The organism is Bradyrhizobium sp. CCBAU 11434 (assembly GCF_028128895.1).
GTDB classification, from domain to species: domain Bacteria; phylum Pseudomonadota; class Alphaproteobacteria; order Rhizobiales; family Xanthobacteraceae; genus Bradyrhizobium; species Bradyrhizobium zhengyangense.
Genome location: NZ_LBJX01000102.1, coordinates 159613 through 182508, shown reverse-complemented (window position 1 = coordinate 182508; position 22896 = coordinate 159613). Strand labels below are relative to the sequence as shown.

The window sequence follows — 22896 nt, the reverse complement described above, 5'->3', positions numbered from 1 at the left end:
TCCTCGTATCCTGTCTTGGTGCCGGGTCCCCGCGCGAGGTTCAACCCAGCCGCTCAGAGCACGAATGACCGGCTTTTTGCTTGACGTTACGCCCTTCGGGCGGCGACAACCCAGCCGAATTTGGCAGCAAGGATTTGACTGTGTCCGACCTCGCAACGCTTGAAACATCCATCCTCGACCAGATCGCCGCCGCCGGCGATGAAGCCGCGCTCGAAGCGGTGCGCGTCGCAGCCCTCGGCAAGAAGGGCTCGATTTCGGCGCTGCTGGCCACGCTCGGCAAGATGTCGCCCGACGAGCGCAAGATGCAAGGCGCGGCGATCAACCATGCCAAGGACAAGGTCACCGGGGCGCTCGCCGCACGGCGCGACGTGCTGAAGTCCGCGGCGCTCGATGCGCGGCTCGCGTCCGAGACCGTCGACGTCACGCAGCCGCTGAGGGATGCTCAGGCTGAGGCCGGCCGCATCCATCCGCTCAGCCAGGTCTGGGACGAGCTGACCACGATCTTCGCCGACATGGGTTTCTCGGTCGCCGAAGGTCCAGACATCGAGACCGATGACTACAACTTCACCAAGCTGAATTTCCCGGAAGGCCATCCGGCGCGCGAGATGCACGACACGTTCTTCTTCCATCCGAAGGAGGACGGCTCACGCATGCTGCTTAGAACCCACACCTCGCCGGTGCAGGTGCGCACGATGCTGAGCCAGAAGCCGCCGATCCGCGTGATCTGCCCGGGCCGCACGTATCGCATCGATTCGGATGCGACCCACACGCCGCAATTCCACCAGGTCGAAGGCCTCGTCATCGACAAGCATTCGCATCTCGGCCACCTCAAATGGATCCTGCACGAGTTCTGCAAGGCATTCTTCGAGGTCGACCACATCAACATGCGCTTTCGTCCCTCGTTCTTCCCGTTCACCGAGCCGTCGCTGGAAGTCGACATCCAGTGCCGCCGCGACAAGGGCGAGATCCGCTTCGGCGAGGGCGAGGACTGGCTCGAGATTCTCGGCTGCGGCATGGTGCATCCGAACGTGCTGCGCGCCTGCGGCATCGATCCCGACGAGTACCAGGGCTTTGCCTGGGGCATGGGCATCGACCGCATCGCCATGCTGAAATACGGCATCGCCGATCTCCGCCAGCTGTTCGACAGCGACGTCCGCTGGCTGAGCCATTACGGCTTCAAGCCGCTCGAAGTGCCGACACTCGCGGGAGGGCTGAGCTCGTGAAATTCACCCTCTCCTGGCTGAAGGATCATCTCGACACCGACGAGTCGCTGGAGAAGCTCGCCGAGAAGCTCACCATGATCGGGCTCGAGGTCGAGAACATCGAGGACAAGGCGAAGGCGCTCAAGCCGTTCACCATCGCGAAGGTGATCTCGGCCGAGCAGCATCCCAATGCCGATCGCCTGCGCGTCTGCATGGTCGACACCGGGGACGGTGGCGCGCCGGTGCAGGTGGTGTGCGGTGCGCCGAATGCGCGCGCCGGGCTTGTCAGCGTGTTCTCACCGCCCGGCACCTACATTCCCGGCAAGGACATCACGCTTGGTGTCGGCACGATCCGCGGCGTCGAGAGTCGCGGCATGCTGTGCTCGGCGGCCGAGCTGCAGATCTCCAACGATCATGACGGCATCATGGAGCTGCCGGCCGACGCGCCTGTCGGCGCTGGTTACGCCGAATGGGCCGCGCTCGGCGATCCCGTGATCGAGATCAACCTGACGCCGAATCGGCAGGACTGCACCGGGGTGCACGGCATCGCGCGCGATCTCGCGGCTGCCGATATGGGCAAATTCAAGGACCCCGGCATCAAGCCGATCAAGGGCGAATTCCCTTGTCCCGTGAAGGTCACGGTCGAGGACGCCAATCTGTGCCCGGGCTTTGCCCTGCGCCTCGTGCGCGGCGTCAAGAACGGCCCGTCGCCGGAATGGCTGCAGAAGCGGCTGACGGCGATCGGGCTGCGCCCGATCAATGCGCTGGTCGATATCACCAACTTCATGACCTACGACCGCGCGCGCCCGCTGCACGTGTTCGACGCCAAGAAAGTGAAGGGCAACCTCGTCGTGCGGCACGCCCGCGACGGCGAAACGCTGCTCGCGCTCGACGGCCGCACCTACAATCTCGATCCATCGATCTGCGTGATCGCGGACGAGCACGGCGTCGAATCGCTCGCCGGCATCATGGGCGGCGAGGCCTCGGGCTGCGACGAGACCACCACTGACGTGCTGATCGAGTCGGCGCTCTGGAACGAGATCAACATCGCTCAGACCGGCCGCAAGCTCGGGATCAACTCCGATGCGCGCTACCGTTTCGAGCGCGGCGTCGATCCGGCCTTCATGTTGCCCGGGCTCGAGCTTGCCACCAAGCTGGTGATGGAGATGTGCGGCGGCACGCCGTCGGAGAACGTCGTGGTCGGCAAGACCTTCGGCGATGACCGCATCATCGATTTCCCTGTCACCGAGGTGAAGCGTCTTTCCGGCATCGAGGTGCCGATGCCGGAGATGAGGCGCATCCTGACCCATCTCGGCTTCATGATGGCGGGGCCCGGCCCCGTCGTGAAGGTCGCGGTGCCCTCATGGCGCTCCGACGTGCATGGCAAGGCTGATATTGTCGAGGAAGTCGTCCGCATCTACGGCGTCGACAAGGTGCCGATGACGCCGTTCGAGCGCGGTGAGGACGCGCGCAAATCGGTGCTGACGCCGCTGCAGCTACGCACCCGCCGCGCCCGGCGCGCACTGGCGAGCCGCGGCATGACCGAGGCGGTGACGTGGTCTTTCATCACGAAGACTGCGGCACAATTGTTCGGCGGCGGCCAGCGCGAGCTGGAAGTGGCGAACCCGATCGCCGCTGACCTCTCCGACATGCGGCCGAGCCTGCTGCCGGGTCTGGTCGCGGCCGCACAAGCCAATGCCGACCGCGGCTATGGTGACGTCGTGCTGTTCGAGGTCGGGCAATTGTTCAGGGGCGATCGCCCGCAGGATCAGTTCATGGCGGCGAGCGGCGTGCGCCGCGGCCTTGCGTCATCGGAAGGGCTGGGACGGCACTGGTCGGGCTCGGCGCAGGCTGACGTGTTCGACGCCAAGGCCGATGCGCTCGCCGTGTTGGCTGCGGCCGGCGCGCCGATGCAGGCACTGCAGATCGTCGCCGGCGGTCCCGCCTGGCTGCATCCGGGCCGCTCCGGCACGATCCAGATCGGGCCGCAGAACGTGCTCGGATATTTCGGCGAGATGCATCCGCGTGCGCTGGAAGCGCTCGGCGCCGACGGCCCGCTCGTGGTGTTCGAGGTGATCCTCGACCGCATCCCGGAAGCCAAGAAGAAACCGACCCGCGCCAAGCCGCTGATCGAGCTCTCGGCATTCCAGCCCGTGTCGCGCGACTTCGCTTTCATCGTCGACCGCACTGTCAAGGCCGGCGACATCGTCCGCACCGCGCAAGGTGTCGACAAGAAGCTGATCACCGGCGTGAACGTCTTCGACGTCTACGAGGGCAAGGGCATGGACGACGGCAAGAAGTCCGTTGGCATCGCGGTGACCATCCAGCCGCGCGAGAAGACGCTGACCGATCAGGAGATCGAAGCCGTTGCCGCGAAGATCGTGGCGGAGGTCACGAAGAAGACCGGCGGTACGTTGAGGGCGTGACGCCCTGGAATGACAGGGCATGAGTATCACCGACTTCCTCCCGAAGGACGTCAGTCTCACCATCGCGATGGCGCTTTGCGCCGTCGCTTTCGTTTCGGGCACCGCGCGCGGCTTCTCGGGCTTCGGCTCTGCGCTGATCTTCATGCCGCTCGCGAGCAGCATCGCAGCCCCGCGGCTTGTGGCGGCACTTCTTCTCGTCATCGACTTCGTTGCCGCCGCGCCGCTGCTGCCTGACGCCTGGCGGAACGCGGATCGCAAGGCGACCGCCGTGATCGTGCTCGGCGCGCTGGTCGGCGTACCCATCGGCACCTATTTCCTCAGCGTGCTCGAGCCCGTCACCACGCGCTGGATCATCTCCTGCTTCGTCACCGCGCTGCTGCTTCTGTTGCTGTCGGGCTGGCGCTACCGCGGCAAGGACCACGCCTGGCTCTCGGTCGGCATCGGCGGTCTCTCCGGCTTCTGTAGCGGCCTGGCGCAGACCGGCGGCCCGCCGATCGTCGGCTACTGGCTCGGCCGGCCCATTGCCTCGATCGTGGCACGCGCCAACATCCTGCTGTTCTTCGGCGCCTCGGATTTCTTCTCGATGGTCAGCTATGCCACATCAGGCCTGATCTCGCGCGAATCGCTCGTGCTTTCGCTGATCGTCGGCCCGGTCTATGCCATCGGCGTCGCTTTCGGCGCCTCGCTGTTCGGCCGCGCGAGTGAGACGGTGTTTCGCCGGATCTGCTACGCCCTGATCGCGATCGCGGTAATCACGGGGCTGCCGGTGCTGGACAAGGTGTTGCGCTAATCGCCTACCGCCGCGGCGCGCGCCGCCGCTTCGTCGATTGCGTCGGCACATCGGCCGGCTCGTCCTTCAGCGCGCCGATCTTGCGGAGCGCGGCGTCCGCGGCGCGCTCGCCGCTGTCCCAGGCGCCGTCGACGGTGCCCCACAACGTCTCATGCGTGGCTTCGCCGGCGAGGAACACATTGCCGATCGGCTCGGTCAAGATCTTTCGCGAGAGCTGGCCGCCGGGCGAGGACGCCGACATCGCGCCCATGACGTAGGGCGAAGCGTTCCAACGCGTCGCGACAGTCTTCTGCACGGCGGCCGCCGCTTCGCTGCCGAACAGTTTTGAGATCCATTCCTTCGCAAACGCCGTCATCGCGCTCTCGCCCTGCGCCGAGAGATCGCGGCCGAACGAGCCGCCGACGTCGATCGAGCACAGCGAAGAGCCGCCGATATTGGCATACATCAGTGCGGTGCGCGTGGAGTTGCTTTGCTCGATCAGGATGTCGTCGCGCGACAGCCCGAGCGGATTGCCCGGCAATTGCACCACGATGTGATCGTAGCTGCCGAGCGTGAGCTTGGACGCCGCATCCAGCGTGCGCTTGGGGATATCAGGCGCGAACTTGAACGCACCCGACATGAGCACGTTGGTCGAAACCGTGACGATGGCGGCGCGCGCGGCGATCTTGCCGGCTTGCGTCTCCACGCTGACATCGCGATTGCTCCAGACGATCCGGCTGGCCGGCGTCGAAAGCACTGTGGGCACCTGCTCACCGAGCTTGGCGATCAGGGTGCCCAGGCCCTGACGACAGGCGATCGGGGCGTTGCGGTCCTGCGCGCGCGCCTTGTCGATCGCCGACAGCTCCTTCAAATCCTTGCCGGCAAAGCCCGCGCCGAGCAAGAACTCCGCCGCGCCTGCCCAGTCGCCGAGATCCTTCGGCAGTACCGACGCACAGGACGTATCGAGCTTGCCGCGCGCGGCCTCGTCGATGGCCCTGTTGGCGCGCACCAGCGCCGCCAGAAACTCCTCGGTCTCGCCCGCGCGCGCATTGCGGCGACCGATGCGCATCTTCTGGCCCGACGGCGCGGGAGAAACATCGAGCCCGGCGCTACGCGCGAGCCGAATCATCGGATTGGTGTCGGGATTGTGCATCCAGCGCGCGCCGCGATCGAACGGCACGTCGAAGGTGACCGTATCCGTGATGCAGCGCCCACCGACCTGCGACGCCGCTTCCACCACCACGACCCTGCGATTGGCCGCCATGACGCGCCGCGCTGCAGCGATGCCAGCCGCACCCGCGCCGATCACGACAATGTCAGCCTCACGTGGCAAGGGCGCGGCCGTTGCGCGCAGGACCGGCGCTGCGGCAAAGGCCACCGACGCCGATAGGAAGCTGCGGCGCGTGATTGTCATGTCATGGTTTCCGGAGACTTGCGACGAACGGGAACAGCCCGCGAACCTTGCCGCATCTGATGTTGCGCAGCAACCATCATGGTGAATCAATCGTGCTTGAACTCACAGAGCCATGAACCGAATTGCAACAGGTTTCGACCATGATACAGATGTAAAGAAAAAGACGGCCAGAAAGGCCCGGGGGAGTTCATGGGGACGGTCCTAGATTCAGTCGGAAAGGTGATAGCCGCGTACCTCTCGAAAGAGGTGCCGGGCTATGAGCCGTTCACGCCCAGCGACCCTGAGCATCTGCGCGGCGTGATCCAGCCCGGCGACGTCATGCTGGTCGAGGGCAACAATCGCATCTCCGGCATCATCAAATATCTGACGCAGTCGACCTGGTCGCACGCCGCGCTCTATGTCGGCCCGGTCGAAGGTGCGGTCGAGCCCGACGGCGAACCGCATGTGCTGATCGAGGCCAATATCGGTGAGGGCGTCACCTCGGCGCCGCTGTCGAAATATTTCCCCTATCATACCCGCCTCTGCCGTCCCGTCGGGCTGTCCTACGAGGACCGCAACACGGTCTGCCGCTATGCGATCAACCGCATCGGCTTCGGCTACGACACCAAGAACATCCTGGACCTGATGCGTTTCCTGTTCCCGCTGCCGGTGCCACAGCGCTGGCGACGGCGCATGATCGCGCTCGGCTCGGGCGATCCGACCAAGATCATCTGCTCGGCGCTGATCGCGCAGGCTTTCGACGCCGTGCGCTATCCGATCCTGCCGAAGATCACCAAGGCCGGCAGCCGCGCCGCCCGCCGCGAGATCCTGCACATCCGCGATTCCTCGCTCTACATGCCCCGCGACTTCGACATCTCGCCCTATTTCGAAGTGGTCAAACCCACCATCGTGCACGGCTTCGACTACACAGCCCTGCACTGGGCCGACAAGCAAAAGCCGCTCGAGGAGGTAGCGGGCTCATTCGGTGTGTTTCCAGAAGCGCTCCGTGCGCCGCCGCTCGTTCCTGAAGCGGTTGACGAAGAAGCGCAGGTTGAAGTTTCGACTGAGCAAGTGAGCGCCGATCCAGTCCCCGCGCGGTTTCCGCTGCTACAGAGGATCGCTGCGTATCGGCCTAGACGCCGTGGTCGCACGAGAGAGCGGGCGGCATAATCCGTTGTCGTCCCGTTACCACCGTCGAGACAGCCTCCCCTACCGCTCCGCCCGCCCGATCACCGCCATCAGCTCCGCGATCTTCTCGCGTTGATCCGCCTTGTCGCCGCTGGCAATCGCGTGCTCGACGCAGTGCGCGACGTGATCCTTCAAGACCTCTTCCTCGACCCGGCGCAGCGCGGCGCGCACCGCCGAGATCTGCGTGACGATGTCGATGCAGTAGCGGTCTTCCTCTACCATTTTCGAGAGGCCGCGAACCTGGCCTTCGATCCGGCCGAGGCGTTTTCCAACAGATGCCTTGATGTCCTTGCGCATGGGGCCTATATACCCCTACCGGGTATAGGTTTCAAGGCCGGAGTGCAGGAATGAGCGACGCGGATCACAGGCATCATCACGACCGGAACACACAATCCGGCTGCGGCTGTTCCGCAAAGGCGACCGCGCCTGCTCCCCAGCCCGCGGCTTCGTCCTGCTGCGGCGGGCACGGCGATCACGCCGACCATGCCCATCATCATGATCACGGCGGCGCTTCCGCCAAGGTCCTCGATCCCGTCTGTGGCATGAGCGTCGATCCCGCGACCTCCAAGCACCGCTTCGAGCACAACGGCGAGACCTTCCATTTCTGCTCGGCCGGCTGTCGCACCAAATTCGCTGCCGATCCCGCAAAATATCTTGCGAAGGAGAAAGCGCCCGAGACGGAGATGCCTGAAGGGACCATCTACACCTGCCCGATGCATCCGGAGATTCGCCAGGTCGGACCGGGCAGCTGCCCGATCTGCGGCATGGCGCTGGAGCCGGAGGTCGCGAGTCTGGAGACCGGACCCAATCCTGAGCTGGCCGACATGACGCGGCGCTTCTGGATCGGCGGCGCGCTCGCGCTGCCGCCCGTGGTGCTGGAGATGGGCGGCCATCTCGCCGGTCCGCACAACTGGATCGACCCGACGATATCGAACTGGATCCAGCTCGTCTTCGCCACCCCCGTTGTGGTTTGGGCCGGCTGGCCGTTCTTCGTCCGCGGCTGGCAGTCGCTGCTCACGCGCAATCTCAACATGTTCACGCTGATCGCGATGGGCACCGGCGTTGCTTATGTCTACAGCCTGCTCGGCACCATCGCGCCGCAGATTTTCCCCGACACCTTCCGCGGCCATGGGGGCGCCGTCGCTGTCTATTTCGAAGCAGCCGCCGTCATCACCGTCCTTGTGCTGCTCGGCCAGGTGCTGGAGCTGCGCGCCCGCGACGCGACATCTGGCGCGATCAAGGCGCTGCTGCAGCTCGCACCCAGGACCGCGCGGCGCGTCGATGCTGACGGCAGCGAGCATGAGGTCGAGATCGACACGCTGCATGCCGGCGATCGCCTGCGTGTTCGTCCCGGCGAGAAAGTGCCGGTCGACGGCATCATCCTGGAAGGACGCTCGTCGCTCGATGAATCCCTCGTAACAGGCGAATCCATGCCCGTCACCAAGGAGGTCGACGCCAAGGTCATCGCCGGCACGCTCAATCAATCGGGCAGCTTCATCATGCGCGCCGACAAGGTCGGCCGCGAAACGCTGCTGTCGCAGATCGTGCAGATGGTCGCGGATGCGCAGCGCTCGCGCGCGCCGATCCAGCGCTTGGCCGACCAAGTCGCCGGCTGGTTCGTGCCGACGGTGATCGCCGTCGCCATCGCTGCCTTCGTGGCGTGGGCCTGGTTCGGGCCGGAGCCGCGACTGGCCTTTGGTCTCGTTGCTGCCGTGAGCGTGCTGATCATCGCCTGCCCCTGCGCGCTGGGCCTCGCGACCCCGATGTCGATCATGGTCGGCGTCGGCCGCGGCGCGCAGGCCGGCGTCCTGATCAAGAACGCCGAGGCGCTGGAGCGGATGGAGAAGATCGACACGCTGGTAGTCGACAAGACGGGCACGCTGACCGAGGGGAAGCCCAAGGTGGTGGCGATCGTGCCGGCATCAGGTCTTGCCGAGAATGACATCCTTCGACTTGCGGCGAGCGTCGAACGCGCCAGCGAGCATCCGCTCGCCGACGCCATCATGCGCGCGGCGAAGGAGAAGCAGCTCGCGCTCGGTCAGGTCGAAGAGTTCGATTCGCCGACGGGCAAGGGTGCGACGGGCAAGATCGATGGCAAGAGCATCGTGCTCGGCAACGCAAAGTACCTGACCTCGATCGGCATCGACACCAAGGCGCTCGACAGTGAAGCCGAACGCCTGCGCGGTGACGGCGCCACCGTCATCAACATGGCTGTCGACGGCAAGCTTGCCGGCCTGTTCGCGATCGCGGATCCCGTCAAGGCTTCGACCCCTGACGCGCTGAAGGCGCTCGCCGACGAAGGCATCAAGGTGATCATGCTGACCGGCGACAACCGCACCACGGCGGAAGCGGTCGCACGGCGGCTCGGCATTGCCGATGTCGAGGCCGAAGTGCTGCCGGACCAGAAGAGCGCGGTGGTGGCCAGGCTGCGAAAGGCCGGACGCAGCGTCGCCATGGCCGGCGACGGCGTCAACGATGCGCCGGCGCTGGCCGCCGCCGAAGTCGGCATCGCCATGGGCACTGGCACAGATGTGGCGATGGAAAGCGCCGGCGTCACGCTGCTCAAGGGCGACCTCACCGGCATCGTGCGGGCGCGAAAACTGTCGCAGGCGACGATGAGCAATATCAGGCAAAACCTGTTCTTCGCCTTCATCTACAACGCCGCCGGCATCCCGATTGCCGCCGGCATTCTCTATCCCACCTTCGGCGTGCTGCTCTCGCCGATCATCGCGGCGGCTGCGATGGCGCTGTCCTCGGTCAGCGTGGTCGGGAATGCGCTGCGGCTGCGCGCGACGCGGCTGTGATAGTGACTGCTCTCCCTCTCCCGTTCTTGCGGGGAGAGGGCCGGGGTGAGGGGCTATCTCCACGGTTTCACTGCGAGTGAGACTCGCGGAGAGTCCCCCTCACCCGGAATTCAAGCTACGCTCGAATTCCGACCTCTCCCCGCAAGCGGGGCGAGGTAAGAAGCCCGCGGAGAGGATCTGATGCAGCGGATTACGATCACGATCGAGGACGATCTTTTGGCGGAGATCGATGCCGCGGCCGAGGCGCGCGGCTACCAGAACCGCAGCGAGATCATCCGCGACCTCGCTCGCGCCGGGCTTCAGCAATCAAGCGAGGACACCGCGCAGGGCGGCCCCTGCGTCGCTGGCCTCGTCTATGTCTACGATCACGCCGCGCGCGACCTCTCGAAGCGCCTGGTGCAGGAATTCCACGGCCATCACGATCTCGCGCTCGCAACCCTGCATGTCCATCTCGACGACTCCAATTGCATGGAGATGACGGCGCTGAGGGGCGATGCGACAGAAGTCAGGCATTTCGCCGATCACATCATCGCAGAGCGTGGCGTACGCTATGGCCGCGTGGTGATGATTCCGACGGGGGACGGGAAGCCGAAGGTGCGGAAGCACGGGCATGGCCATCGGCATGAGTGAGTTTGCCGCGAAGACGGTTGGGTGAGACGTATCTCACAACTCGTCCGGAATCGTAGGGTGGGCAAAGGCGTACTTGCGCCGTGCCCACGATCTCTCAATGATGGATAGAAGACGTGGGCACGCTTCGCTTTGCCCACCCTACGATACGCCACCGTCGAGAAAGAACCTCACGCCGCCTTCGCTCTCCCACCGGGCAAACCTGCCCGCGCCAAGCCTCCGTAAAGCTGTTCGTCCGGCATTTCCTCGCGCAGGATCTTACGAACGGCGATCAGCCGGTCGAGATCGATCCCGGTCGCAAATCCCTTGCTCTCGCACAGGAACACCAGGTCCTCGAACACGACGTTCCCGGTCGCGCCGGGCGCGAAGGGGCAGCCGCCGAGGCCACCGAGCGAGCCGTCGAGGATGCGGACGCCTTCGTCCAGCGCGGCGGCAGCGTTGGCGATGCCCATGCCACGGGTGTCGTGGAGATGGATGCAGATCGGCTTTGAACCTGCGAGCCTCACAGCGGCGCGCGACAGCTCACCGACCTGCTTCGGCCCGGCGTAGCCGACGGTGTCGGCGATCGCGACGAAATCGACGCCGGCCTCCAGGCATTTGTCGACCAGGCGCAGCACCTCCTTCGGATCGACCGCGCCGGTGATCGAGCAGCCCAGCGCCATCGAGATCGCTGCGTTCACCAGCGGCTTGTGGGCACTGGCATCGCGCAACTCGCAGAGCCGCTTGATGTTGGCGATCGCGGAGTCGCGCGACCGATGCGCATTGGCCTGGCTGTGCTCCTCGGTCGCCGACACTACCGAAGCGATCTCGCCAACGCCTGAAGCCAGCGCCTCGTTGACCCCGCGCTCGTTGAGCGCAAGCGCAATGCCGTGGGCCCCGCGCAGGCTCGCCACCGTTCCGATCACATCGCGGACATCGACGAATTGCGGAAAGGTCTTTGCCGGCAGGAACGAGCCGACCTCGAAATGCCTGACGCCGGCGGCATATTCCTCGCGCACCCAGCGCTGCTTGGCGTCGGTCGACGGAAACTTTTTCACGAGCTGGAGCCCGTCGCGCAGACCGACCTCGCGCAAGCTCACACGATCCGCGGGATAAATCGTCTCAATCCGGCTCATGCGCGCCTCCCAGCGGCTTTTGACGTGACGTCGTTGTCGTCGATCTCGGCACGCACGGCGGGGGTGTCGGCGCCGAGCGGCGCGACCTTCAGGCCCTCGCCAAAATAACTGCCGTTCCATTCGAGGGGCAGTGTCGGCACATGGAACGGCTTGCCGTCGGCGGTGATGTTGGTGACGAGCCCGCCGGGCCGCAGCACGTGCGGGTCGGTGAGCAGATCCTCGGGCCGGTTGATCGGCGAGAAACAGATGTTGAGGGCGTCGAGCTTTTGCGACAGCTCCGCCACGTCCTGCTGCCGGATGATCTCGGCCACGCGCGGAAGGATCCGTGGCCGCGCCAGGATGCGATCGGTGGTGGTGCGCAAGCTCGGGTCATCGAGAAACTCGCTCAGGCCGAACTCGCGGCAGAACGCCTGCCAATGGCCCTCGGTGACGACGCCGATGAAAATGCGGCCGTCACCGGCGGCATCGAAAATGTCGTAGATCGGCCAGGCATGCTCGCGCTCCGGCATCGAGCGCGGCTTGTTGCCGGTCATCTCGTATTCGACCATGTGCTGGGCGACCAGGAACAGGCAGTTCTCGAACAGGCCGATGCGGATGTCTGCGCCATCGCGCTTTCCCCCGCGCTTCTGATAGAGCGCGGCCAGGATCGCGATCACGCCGAACATGCCGCCCATGATGTCGTTGGCGGAGGAGCCGACGCGCTGCGGCTTCTCCTTCGTGCCGGTCATGGCGGCGAGACCCGACATCATCTGCACGACCTCGTCGAGCGCGGGACGATGCTCATAAGGGCCGGACAGGAAGCCCTTGTGGCCGGCGACGATCAGATGCGGATGCCGGCGGCGCAACTCTTCGGCGCCAAGCCCCTGCTTCTCGAGCAAGCCATCGCGAAAATTCTCCAGGAACACATCGGCCGTCGCGAGCAGCCGGTGCATGGTGTCGCGGTCCTTAGCCTTCTCGAAGTCGAGGACGACGCTGCGTTTGCCGCGGTTGAACAGCGGGAAGAACGCCGTGCCCATCCCGCCGAGGGAGCGGGTCTTGTCACCGGCCGGCGGCTCGACCTTGATGACCTCGGCCCCCAACTGCGCGAGGATCATGCCGCAGGTCGGGCCCATCACCATGTGGGTCATCTCGACAACCCGCACGCCTTCGAGCGGCAATCCGGTTTCGGCCATGCGGCACTCCTGTTCGTTGGTCTAAGAGACTAAGTCTTCACAAGCCTTCTTAAAAATATAATCTGTCGAAGAATGCCTTCGCAGTTCTAGAACGCTGGACCCCCATGGATTCGCGCCAGCTCCGCTACTTCATCGCCGTCTACGAGCAGCGGAACCTGTCGCGCGCGGCGGACCAGGTGAATGTCGCGCAATCCGCGCTCAGCCATCATATCTCGAATCTGGAGGCCGAGTTCGCAACGCCTTTGTTCGAGCGCAAGTCGCGCGGCATGGACCCGACCGCGGCCGGCGAGCGGCTCTACGAGCATGCCCGCATCATCCTGCGCGCGATGGCGGAAGCCGAGACCGAGGTGCGCGAGGGCGCGCGCGTCATCGCCGGCGAGATCTCCATCGGCATGGCCAATTCCGGCGTCAAGGCGATCGGCGTCGAGCTGATGCGCACGGTGCTGACCAAATATCCCAAGCTGAAGCTATCGCTCACCGAGAGCCTGTCGGGCGCGACGCTGATGCATCTGATGATCTCCAACGTCGATCTGGCGCTGGCCTACAATCCGCCCTCGGAGAAGGAGTTGATCACGGAGGCCGTGCTGGAAGAGGAGATGTTCCTGGTCGGCATTCCCAAGCTGGTCGGCAAGACCAAAACTCCGATCCGCTTCGAGGAGCTGAGCCGGCTGCCGCTGATCCTGTTGCGCTACGGCCTCGGCCTGTCCTCGCGCGCGCTGCTTGACGATCCCGTTCTGCTCAAGCGGTTGGAGGGCGGCGCCATCCTGCACGCCAACTCGATCACCGGCATGACCGGCGCGCTGGTGGAGGGGCTCGGCTGCACCATCGCGACAAAGCTGTTCGCGCGGGAGGAGCTCGCCGCAGGGCGCCTGGTCGCGCGCCGGGTGATCGACCCGAAACTGACCCGCACGCTCTATCTCTGCCGCCTGCGCAACCGCCCGATGACCTACGCGATGGAGGAGATGCGGCGGCTGATGCTGGCGCTGATCGCGGAACAGGTGCGCAGCGGCGGCTGGCAGGCGGAGCTGGTGGGGTAGCTACCTCCGCGACGGTAGTGCGCTCCCTCGCCTTCGAAAATCTCGAACGCTCCCATCGATATGTTCTTCTGGATTTCCACTCCTGACCCGCCAACATGGCGCGGTCCGGCAGAGCTTACCGAAAAACCTCAGAGATGAGCCGCCGGGAACCGCGCGCATCGCGCGCGCCACGGGAGGACGTCATGAGCGTTGTCGGCATCGACACAGGCTTCGAGCTCGGCGCAGCATCTTCAGGACCGGACGAGATCTCGCGGCGGCTCGAGGCGATGCCGGCGACGGGCCATGTCTGGAAGCTCGTCATCCTGCTCTCGCTCGGCGGCTGTTTCGAAATCTACGATCTGTTCCTCACCGGCTACATCGCCCCGGGCCTGGCCCGCAGCGGATTGCTGAGCACGACGACTCAAGCCTTCTTCGGCTTCTCCGGCATCGGCGCCTTCGTCGCCGCAACCTTTGCCGGCCTGTTCGTCGGCACCTTCTTCCTCGGTTTCCTCGCCGACCGTTTCGGCCGCCGCGCGATCTTCACCTATGCGCTGCTTGGCTATAGCGCGGCGTCGGTGATCATGGCCTGCCAGACCTCCTCGAGCGGCCTGTTGCTCTGGCGCTTCCTTGCCGGCATCGGCATCGGCGTCGAGGTCATCACCATCGACGCCTATATCACCGAATTGGTGCCGAGCCGGATGCGCGGACGCGCCTTCGCGGTGAACCAGGCGATCATGTTCATCGCCGTGCCCGTTGTCGCCTTCCTCGCCTGGTGGCTGGTGCCGCTCGCGCCCTATGGCGTCGATGGCTGGCGTTGGGTGGTGCTGATTGGTGCTGCCGCCAGCATGATCGTCTGGGTGCTGCGCTTGTTCCTGCCCGAGAGCCCGCTTTGGCTGGCGCGCCACGGCCGCACCGAAGAGGCGCTCCGGATTCTTGCAACGCTCGAAGCCAGAGGCGGCGGCACGGCGCCAGGCCCTTCAGCTTCGCTCGCCCGACCGGCCTCGCAGACGGCCGTGCACGTCGCCTTCGCCGATTTGTTCCGGCCGCCCTATCTCTCGCTCGTGGTCCTGTTCATGGTGTTCAACCTCTGCCAGGCCTTCGGCTTCTACGGCTTTGCCAATTGGGTGCCGACACTGCTGGTGGAGAAGGGCATCACCGTCACCAAGAGCCTGCAATATTCCTTCATCGTCGCCTTCGCCTATCCGATCGCGCCGCTGCTCGCCGCAAGCTTCGCCGACAAATTCGAACGCCGCTGGATCATCGCCGGCGCCTGCGTCGCCATTATCGTGTTCGGCATGGCGTTCGCGCAACTGACCCTGCCGGCACTGCTGATCGTCTGCGGCGTGCTGCTGACGGCCTGCAACACAACGATGTCCTACGCCTATCACGCCTACCAGACCGAGGTGTTCCCGACCCAGATCCGGGCGCGGGCGTCCGGCCTCGTCTATTCCATGAGCCGCCTCTCCGCGACCTTCTCGGGCTTCATCGTCGCCTACATGCTGAAGGAGGCCGGCGTCATCGGCGTGTTCGGCCTGATCACTGTGGCGATGCTGATCGTGGTGATCGCGATGGCGCTGTTCGGCCCTGATGTCCGCGGCAAGGCGCTGGACACGGTGTAGGCCCGGCTGCGCCGATAGCCGGTTTGTGACCGAAAGAGAGATTGTCGTCATTCAACTATAGGTGTAATCTCACCTGAGAATTACTTCGGATACTGAACTATTATTTTAGAACGACTCTGTTTTGGCAGGTGATTGCTCTGCGCGTCTCACATCGGCCCCGAATCGGTCAATAGCCCAGACCATTCTGTGATCAAGTTTTCGATCTAAGATTGCAACCGTCGGCCTGTTTGGCCGACCAATGAAAGACGTTTGTCAAAATCAATTGGCGGAGACGAACACATGCCGGCTGACCGCAAATGGGTTGAGAGAAATCTCGGGTTCGATCCGATCACCACACCGCCGCCGCGCGAGACCTTCACAGTCAAGCGCATCGCGGATGCCGCCGTGAAGAAGACCGCGAAGGTCGCCCCCGAAGACTTCCAGCGCGAGATCATCGATTTCGACTCCGAAGGCCCCGAAGGCCGCGAGTTCATGGCCTTTTCGACTTCGACGGGGCTGTCGCGCTTCACCGACATTCCCTGGCCCAGGGGGCTTGCGCCGCAGACGGGGCCGAAGCCGGGCAATGGCAAGGGGCCGCTGCCGCGCGCCGACGTGCTGGTCGTGACCTGGACCGTCGACGAAGGTCACGCAACCAGCCGCGTGCTGACGCCGGGCAAGGATTCGCACAACGACTACGTGCCCTACACGCACAATTACGCGGCTATCTCGAAGAAGATGCGCAACGGCTGCCCTGCCAAGGAGCTGAAGCGGCTGGGCGCCTTCTGGACCACGACGATCGGCAAGAAGAAGGTCGTGGTGTTCAAATCCGACTCGCACATGTCGCAGGACGGCCCGCAGCTGCCGAACATCGACGTCTGGCGCCAGATCATCACCGAGGTGCAGCCGACGCTCGTGATCACCACGGGCACGGCCGGCGGCATCGGCAAACAGGTCGAGGTCGGCGACGTCATCGTCAGCCCAATCGTGCGTTTCGACTGCCTCTCGAAGTTCAAGAAGCAGCCGTTTGCGCAGGCGCACTACTCCAGCAAGCCGGCCAAGACGTCGAAATTTGCGAGCGCCAAGACGCTGTTCAAGGCCAATGCAGGGCAATTGCCGAAGGACAATGCGCGGCCGCCGAAGATCTTCGTGGTCAAGCCGAGCGAGCTGTCATCGTCCGTGGTGACCACCGATTTCTTCGGCTTCGACACCTCGGACAATCACTTCAAGCTCCAGGGCCTCGGCGACGTCTCCGAGATGGGCGATGCCGTCCTCGGCCTCGTCGCGCAGGAGATGGGCGACAAGGCGCCGCGCTGGCTCGCGATCCGCAACGTCTCCGACCCGCAGATCAAGGCCGAGGGCACGCTGAAGCAGCAGGAGCAGGTCGCCGCCCAGATCTACAAAGGGTTCGGCCGCTGGAGCACGGTCTGTAGCGCCATCGCCTGCTGGGCGAGTATCGTGGCGGAGCCATAGGGTATGATCCGGACCCGCAGGGCCGCGTTAGCGCAAAGTGTGACGCGGTTTTCCCTCGCGACAGACGCGGAACGCGTCTGCGCGGAGATCATGCCCAAAATATAAAGCCGCGGAAGCTGGCAGGTCAGCCTCCCTTGCCGAAGTGGCCGGGGGTGTCTACCTCTCGCTGAGTGTTTCGTGAGAGGTTCCCATGCTGGATGCCGCCGTCAAGGCGCTGTCGCAAATGATGTCGCCGCCGATGCGTTCGATCCTGTGGCGGTCGATCGGGCTCGCGCTGGTGCTGATCGTGGTGCTTGCGATCGGGTTGCAGCGGCTGCTGACCTGGTTTGCGACCTATGGCGAGGTCTGGCTCGAGGGGCTGCTTGGGCCGAGCTGGCACTCGTCACTGGAGGTGCTGGCTTGGATCATCTCGATTGCGGCCGGTTTCGGCGTCGTGTTCGGCAGCGTGTTCCTGATGCCCGCGATCACCTCGCTGGTGGCAAGCTTCTTCGTCGATGACGTCGCCGACATCGTCGAGCGTGAATATTATCCGGCCGAGCGGCCGGGCACGGCATTGCCGTTCAAGCAGGCGATCCTCGAAGGCATCAAGACCGCGCTGCTCACCATCCTGGTCTATCTCGCCGCTTTACCGCTGGTGTTTCTGGCCGGCGCCGGTTTCCTGGTCTTCTTCCTCGCTGCCGCCTGGCTATTGGGCCGCGAATATTTCGAGCTCGCTGCGATGCGCTTCCGCTCGCCGGAGGATGCGAAAGCGATGCGGCGCGATAATGCCGCGACGATCTTCACCGCCGGCCTCTTCATCGCCGCCTTCGTCTCGATTCCGGTCGTGAACCTGGCGACGCCTATTTTCGGCATGGCCTTCATGGTGCACATGCACAAGCGCCTGTCAGGCCCGCGGCCCGAGCTGATCGAGCCGGCGCGGCAGATGCGGTGAGCCCGATCAGCTCACCTGCACGCCGCATTTGCGCAGCACCCTCTTGGCGAAACCGAACGGCGCCGGCGTAAACGGACCCGGCGGGGCTCGGGTGATCAATGCGATGAAGCCGAGCCCGGCCACTGCCAGCCAGAAGCACAGCCAGAAACCATCGATATAGGCGAGCACATTGGCTTCGCGCGCGACGAAGCTTGCTAGCGTACCGACCGCGCGCGCCTGCGCTGAGCCGGCGCCGTGGGCGGCAAAGTGATCGGCGAGCTGCTTCAGCGCGCGCACCACATTGACGTCGCCGACTTCCAGGTTCTGGCCGATATAGAAGGAATGCACCTGCTCGCGGACGCGCAGCCAGGTTCCCATCAGCGCCACGCCGATCTCGGCGCCGCCGAGCCGCATGATCTGGATATAGGCTGCAAAGGCCGTGGCACGGCTGGGGTCGGAATTCGACAACAACGTGATGATGAGCGGCAGCAGCGTCAGCGACTGCGCGACCGCTTGAAGCAGAACGATGCCGATGAAATCCTCGCGCGCCCAATCGTGGGTGAGCTGAGTCCCCCAGAGATTGGCCGCAGCAAAGCAGGTAAATCCAACGACCACCACCGTCCGCGTGTCGAAATGCCGGAGCAGCCAGATCGAGATCGGCACCAGTACGGACATCGGCAACGCGCCAAAGGTGAGCAGCAGCCAGCCGCTCTGCTCCGGCCTGAGCTGACCGACGGCGCCGAGGAAATTCGGTACCAGCGACGCGTTGGATAGGCTGGTCAGCGTGTAGAGCAGGATCAGGATCAACGCCAAGCCTACATTGCGCGAGAACAGCACGTTCACATGCGCCCAGGGCTGCGCGACCCACGACTCGTTGACAAGGAAGGCCACGAACAGCACGCCGCCTCCGACCAGCAGCGCCATCACCGTGCCGGAGCCGAGCCAATCCAGGCGATTGCCCTGATCGAGCCCGGCATAGATCATTCCGACGGAGGCTCCTAGCAGCAACATGCCACCCCAATCGGCCGCCCGCAGCAGCGCGCGATTGACCGGCTCGCTCGGTGTTCCCAGATAGACCATCAGGCCCATCAGCGGCGCGATCACGACGCCCTGCCAATACAGCCATTGCCAGCCGAGATGCTCGACATAGAAGCCGACCAATGAGGACGATGAGTCCAATGCAAATCCGACGCGGATCGAATAGAGCGCAATCGCCGGCAGCCACCAGCGGATCGGCAGATTGCGGAACACGATCATCAGCGTCGCCGGCACGAAGGTGCCGAGCAAGAGGCCATGCACGACGCTGAGCGCGATCAGCGTCGGATAATCGCGCACGAAAGGAATGGTCAGCGAGACGAGCGCGTAGACGAGACTGGGAATGCCGAGCACGCGGCGCAAGCCGAACACGGTGGCAAGCCACGCCACCGCCGGGGCGATGAAGATCTGCGAGCCGATGCCGGCGGTGGAGAGCCACGCACCTTCGTCGAACGAGAGCCCGAACGCGCCGCGCAGGTCTGGCAGGCCGACGGTGGTCAGCCGGCTGTCGAAATTGGCGAGGAACGAGCCGAGCAGCACGGAAGCGACGGCAAACAAAGGCTGTCGCGCGACCCCGCCGCGCGAGATCGGTCCGTGGCCGGCATCGTCATTTGCCGCCATTCGCGCCCTTCGTGTCGATTCTGGTGACGACCGACATCCCCGGCACAAGGCGCGTCAGCAGCGGCTGATTGTCGTCGAACTGGATGCGGACGGGAATGCGCTGCACCACCTTGGTGAAATTGCCGGTGGCATTGTCAGGCGGCAGCAGCGCGACCTGCGCGCCCGTCGCGGGCGCGATGCGCTCGACCTTGCCGCGCAGCTTCTCGCGCGGAAAACTGTCGACGGTGATCTCGACCGGCTGCCCGGGCTGGACATGCGTCAGCTGGGTCTCCTTGTAATTTGCGATCACATAGACCTTCGGCAGCGGTACGACGTTGATGAGGTTGGTGCCGATATTGACGTAATCGCCCGGCTGCACCTGGCGCTCGCCGACGACGCCGTCGAACGGCGCCGTGATCCTGGTATAGCCGAGCTTGAGCCTGGCGCTTGCCAGCGTTGCCTTGGTGGCATCGAGATCGGCCGCACGCTGCTTCTTGGTGCCTTGCAGAACCTCGAGCTGGTGCTGCTGGGCGGCGATCACGGCGCGGCTGGCGCGCACGTCGGCCTGCGCCTTGGCAAGGCCCGCAACCGCCTGCTCGAGCCGCTGCCGGGTGCCGGCTTCGGTCTGCGACAGCGATTGCTGGCGCTCCTGTTCCTGCTTGGCCTCGACCTCCAGGGCTTCCGCCGACAGGCGCGCGGCCTCGGCCTGCGCGATGGTCGCATATTGCAACTCGATCTGGTTGGCGAGATTGTCGAGCACAGCCTGCGCGGCGGCCACCGCGGCCTCGGATTGCGCGACCTGGGCCTCATAATCGGCGGGATCGATCTGGATCAGCAGATCGCCTGATTTGACGCGCTGGAAATCGTCGACCGCGACGGTCAGTACCTCGCCGGAGACGCGGCTGGAGAGACGGGTCAGGTCGGCGCGGACATAGGCGTCATTGGTGGTCTGGATCACTTCATTGCCAACCCATTCGTCGAAGCGCAGCGTCGCCAGCGCGACAAAGGCGAGAGCGACGATCACGGCAAACAGCGGGATTGCGAGCCGGCTCCAGAGCGAAGTTGCAGGCCGCTGCGTTGGCTTGGATGCGACAGGCGGTGTCGGCGACGAAACTTGTTCCTGTTGACTCACGATAACCTCAAAGCCGGCTTCGCTCTTACGATCGTCATTTCGGGGCGATGCGCAGCATCGTACCCGGAATCTCGAGATCCCGGGTTCGCCTCTTCGAGGCGCCCCGGGATGACTTGGCTGTCGCTCACACCGTCTTCTCCGGCCACCGGCAGAGATCGTTGATCAGGCATACCTCGCAGCGCGGCTTCCGCGCGAGGCAGGTATAGCGGCCGTGCAGGATCAGCCAATGATGGGCATGTAGCATGAACTCGGCCGGGATCACCTTTTCGAGCCCGAGCTCGACCTCGAGCGGCGTCTTGCCCGGCGCGAGGGCGGTGCGGTTGCCGACGCGGAAGACATGCGTGTCGACCGCCATGGTGTGCTCGCCGAAGGCCATGTTGAGCACGACATTGGCGGTCTTGCGTCCCGCGCCCGGCAGCGACTCGATCTCGGCACGCGTGCGCGGCACCTCGCCGCCGAAATCGCTGAGCACTTTGGCCGACAGCGCGATCACGTTCTTGGCCTTGGTGCGGTAGAGGCCGATGGTCTTGATGTAGTCACGCAGACGCTCTTCGCCGAGGTCGAGCATTTTTTGCGGCGTATCGGCGACCTCGAACAAGGCGCGCGTCGCCTTGTTGACGCCGGCGTCCGTCGCCTGTGCCGACAGCACCACGGCCACCAGCAGAGTGAACGGGTTGACGTGCTCGAGCTCGCCTTTCGGCTCGGGATTGGCCGCGCGGAATCGGCTGAAGACCTCGCGAACCTCTGCCGGCGTCCAGGGTTTTGTAGCCTTGAGCGACCTCTTCGCGGGCTTGGGCCTCGCGCCGGCTGCCTTTGCCTTTTTCTTCGGCACCGCCGCTTCGCGCAGGGCCGGCTTGCGGGTGATTTTCGCCATGATCGGGATATACTGAGGGACGATGAGCACAGGCAACGAAATTGAGCGGGCAGAATCTGAAGGTCATGCCGAGCAGCAGATCTTCTCGGCGCTGCTGACGCCGCACCGCTCGCTGAACCGCACCGGCTTCCTCGCCGTGATGCTGTTCCTGAGCGTCGTCAGCTTCGTCACCGGAATTGTCTTCCTGATGAAGGGCGCCTGGCCGGTGCTCGGCTTTTTCGGCCTCGACGTGCTCGTGGTGTGGTGGGCGTTCAAGGTCAATTTCCGCACGGGGCGGGCCCGCGAGGAAATCACGGTCACGACATCTGAACTGCGCGTGCGGCGCGTCAGCCATCACGGGCAGGTCGCCGAATGGACCTTCAATCCGCTCTGGGTCCGCCTCGACATGGAGGTCGACGAGGATTTTGGCATCGAGCATCTCTACCTGATCTCGCGCGGCCACCAGATCCGGATCGCGCGTTTTTTGGGACCGGATGAAAAGGCAAGTTTTTACAAAGGGTTGATTGAAGCCTTAAACGCCGCCAAACGCGGCCCGACCTACAATCCGGTGACCTGACGCGCGGTCGGAAATCGGGTGGTTTCGACGCCTCCCCGCGCCTACATTTCCGGTCATGATGACACTCGCCATACATGACCAGCGCCTGGCCAAGCCGGGCCCCCAGAACGCCGCGCTGCGCGACTACGATTCCGTGCGCCGGGCCATCGCGTTCATCTCGGAGAACTGGCGCGCGCAGCCGACCATCGAGGCGATGGCCGATGCGGCCGGCGTCACACCGGATGAGCTGCACCATCTGTTCCGCCGCTGGGCCTCGATCACGCCGAAGGCCTTCATGCAGGCGCTGACCCTCGACCACGCCAAGGGACTCTTGCGGGACTCCGCAAGCATCCTCGATGCGGCGCTCGACTCAGGACTTTCAGGGCCGGGCCGTCTGCACGATCTCTTCGTCACCCACGAAGCGATGTCGCCGGGCGAATGGAAGAACGGCGGCGCGGGGCTGACCTTGCGCTATGGCTTCCATCCGTCTCCCTTCGGGACGGCCATCGTGATCGCGACCGATCGTGGCCTGTCGGGTCTCGCCTTCGCCGATCACGGCGAGGAGAAGGCCGCGCTCGCCGACATGACGCGGCGCTGGGCCAACGCGACCTATGTGGAGGATCACGAAGGCACTGCGCCGCTCGCAGCACGCATCTTCGACACGAAACTGTGGCGGCCGGATCAGCCGCTGCGCGTGGTGATGATCGGCACCGATTTCGAGGTGCGGGTCTGGGAGACGCTGCTGAAGATCCCGATGGGCCGCGCGGTGTCCTATTCGGACATCGCCTGCAACATCAACAGCCCGAAGGCCTCGCGCGCCGTCGGCGCTGCCGTCGGCAAGAACCCGGTGTCCTTCGTCGTGCCCTGCCACCGCGCGCTCGGCAAGAGCGGCACGCTGACGGGCTATCATTGGGGTATCACCCGCAAGCAGGCGATGCTGGGCTGGGAAGCCGGGCAGCTGGGGATGCAATAGGAGCTACGAACGCCACTATCGTAGGGTGGGCAAAGGCGCAACGCGCCGTGCCCATGA

The 22896-nt window shown here is 64.8% G+C and carries 19 protein-coding genes; 12 read left to right on the top strand and 7 right to left on the bottom strand.

Translation table 11 applies throughout. The features are described from left to right. Nucleotides 1–140: 140 nt before the first annotated feature. The 3 genes from pheS to XI06_RS38105 are packed head-to-tail and all read left to right on the top strand — an operon-like array spanning nt 141 to nt 4418. Nucleotides 141–1223, top strand: a complete 1083-nt coding sequence (gene pheS / locus XI06_RS38115) for a phenylalanine--tRNA ligase subunit alpha (RefSeq protein WP_271607682.1) — start codon at nt 141–143, stop codon at nt 1221–1223. Further along, nucleotides 1220–3628: a phenylalanine--tRNA ligase subunit beta gene (pheT, locus tag XI06_RS38110; protein WP_271607681.1), complete on the top strand. Its 2409-nt coding sequence runs from the start codon at nt 1220–1222 to the stop codon at nt 3626–3628. Before pheS ends, pheT begins: the two co-directional genes overlap by 4 nt. Nucleotides 3629–3647: 19 nt before the next feature. Then, nucleotides 3648–4418 carry a sulfite exporter TauE/SafE family protein gene (locus XI06_RS38105; protein ID WP_271607680.1) on the top strand — a complete coding sequence of 257 codons (771 nt, stop codon included), beginning with the start codon at nt 3648–3650 and terminating at the stop codon, nt 4416–4418. A 4-nt stretch (nt 4419–4422) separates the two neighbouring features. Here the strand turns inward: XI06_RS38105 and XI06_RS38100 are convergent, their stop codons facing one another. Next, nucleotides 4423–5811 (bottom strand): flavin monoamine oxidase family protein, encoded by a 1389-nt coding sequence (locus XI06_RS38100; protein ID WP_271607679.1) that lies wholly within the window; start codon nt 5809–5811, stop codon nt 4423–4425. Nucleotides 5812–6000: 189 nt separating this feature from the next. Here XI06_RS38100 and XI06_RS38095 point away from each other — a divergent pair, with 189 nt between their 5' ends. Beyond that, nucleotides 6001–6960, top strand: a complete 960-nt coding sequence (locus XI06_RS38095; protein WP_237860808.1) for a YiiX/YebB-like N1pC/P60 family cysteine hydrolase — start codon at nt 6001–6003, stop codon at nt 6958–6960. Nucleotides 6961–6999: 39 nt separating this feature from the next. Here the strand turns inward: XI06_RS38095 and XI06_RS38090 are convergent, their stop codons facing one another. Beyond that, a complete protein-coding gene (locus tag XI06_RS38090; RefSeq protein WP_007598521.1) occupies nt 7000–7275 on the bottom strand; it encodes a metal-sensitive transcriptional regulator in 276 nt (91 codons plus the stop codon). A 50-nt stretch (nt 7276–7325) separates the two neighbouring features. Between XI06_RS38090 and XI06_RS38085 the strand changes: the two genes are divergently transcribed. Both XI06_RS38085 and nikR read left to right on the top strand, forming a co-directional pair. Continuing rightward, nucleotides 7326–9782 carry a heavy metal translocating P-type ATPase gene (locus XI06_RS38085; RefSeq protein WP_271607678.1) on the top strand — a complete coding sequence of 819 codons (2457 nt, stop codon included), beginning with the start codon at nt 7326–7328 and terminating at the stop codon, nt 9780–9782. A gap of 180 nt (nt 9783–9962) precedes the next feature. Next, complete coding sequence (gene nikR, locus XI06_RS38080; protein WP_237871917.1) at nt 9963–10412, top strand: nickel-responsive transcriptional regulator NikR; 450 nt, start codon at nt 9963–9965, stop codon at nt 10410–10412. A gap of 167 nt (nt 10413–10579) precedes the next feature. Here nikR and XI06_RS38075 read toward each other — a convergent pair whose 3' ends face one another. Further along, nucleotides 10580–11524 carry a hydroxymethylglutaryl-CoA lyase gene (locus tag XI06_RS38075; RefSeq protein ID WP_237871919.1) on the bottom strand — a complete coding sequence of 315 codons (945 nt, stop codon included), beginning with the start codon at nt 11522–11524 and terminating at the stop codon, nt 10580–10582. Further along, entirely contained in the window at nt 11521–12696 is a 1176-nt protein-coding gene (locus XI06_RS38070; RefSeq protein ID WP_237871921.1) for a CoA transferase, read from the bottom strand. The genes XI06_RS38075 and XI06_RS38070 overlap by 4 nt, the downstream gene beginning before the upstream one ends. 104 nt (nt 12697–12800) lie before the next feature. On the opposite strand from XI06_RS38070, the gene XI06_RS38065 reads away from it, so the two are divergent. From XI06_RS38065 to XI06_RS38050, 4 genes are all read left to right on the top strand, one after another. After that, nucleotides 12801–13733, top strand: coding sequence for a LysR family transcriptional regulator (locus tag XI06_RS38065; RefSeq protein WP_271607677.1), 933 nt, complete (start codon nt 12801–12803; stop codon nt 13731–13733). Nucleotides 13734–13915: 182 nt separating this feature from the next. Then, nucleotides 13916–15331 carry an MFS transporter gene (locus XI06_RS38060; RefSeq protein ID WP_237860823.1) on the top strand — a complete coding sequence of 472 codons (1416 nt, stop codon included), beginning with the start codon at nt 13916–13918 and terminating at the stop codon, nt 15329–15331. A gap of 279 nt (nt 15332–15610) precedes the next feature. Next, the gene (locus XI06_RS38055) at nt 15611–16780 is read left to right on the top strand and encodes a phosphorylase family protein (RefSeq protein WP_237860825.1); all 1170 of its coding nucleotides are present in this window, start codon (nt 15611–15613) and stop codon (nt 16778–16780) included. Between the two features lie 190 nt (nt 16781–16970). Then, nucleotides 16971–17711 (top strand): sulfate transporter family protein, encoded by a 741-nt coding sequence (locus tag XI06_RS38050; RefSeq protein ID WP_237860827.1) that lies wholly within the window; start codon nt 16971–16973, stop codon nt 17709–17711. Nucleotides 17712–17717: 6 nt separating this feature from the next. Here the strand turns inward: XI06_RS38050 and XI06_RS38045 are convergent, their stop codons facing one another. The 3 genes from XI06_RS38045 to nth all read right to left on the bottom strand — a co-directional run bounded on the left by XI06_RS38045 (nt 17718) and on the right by nth (nt 21331). Then, nucleotides 17718–19346, bottom strand: a complete 1629-nt coding sequence (locus tag XI06_RS38045) for an MFS transporter (protein WP_237860831.1) — start codon at nt 19344–19346, stop codon at nt 17718–17720. Then, nucleotides 19333–20457, bottom strand: coding sequence for an HlyD family secretion protein (locus tag XI06_RS38040; protein ID WP_237860833.1), 1125 nt, complete (start codon nt 20455–20457; stop codon nt 19333–19335). Before XI06_RS38040 ends, XI06_RS38045 begins: the two co-directional genes overlap by 14 nt. A gap of 124 nt (nt 20458–20581) precedes the next feature. Beyond that, nucleotides 20582–21331, bottom strand: a complete 750-nt coding sequence (gene nth, locus XI06_RS38035; RefSeq protein ID WP_237860835.1) for an endonuclease III — start codon at nt 21329–21331, stop codon at nt 20582–20584. Nucleotides 21332–21353: 22 nt separating this feature from the next. Between nth and XI06_RS38030 the strand changes: the two genes are divergently transcribed. Further along, nucleotides 21354–21887, top strand: coding sequence for a DUF2244 domain-containing protein (locus XI06_RS38030; RefSeq protein ID WP_237860837.1), 534 nt, complete (start codon nt 21354–21356; stop codon nt 21885–21887). 55 nt (nt 21888–21942) lie between these two features. Continuing rightward, complete coding sequence (locus XI06_RS38025) at nt 21943–22839, top strand: methylated-DNA--[protein]-cysteine S-methyltransferase (RefSeq protein WP_237860839.1); 897 nt, start codon at nt 21943–21945, stop codon at nt 22837–22839. Nucleotides 22840–22896: the final 57 nt, after the last annotated feature.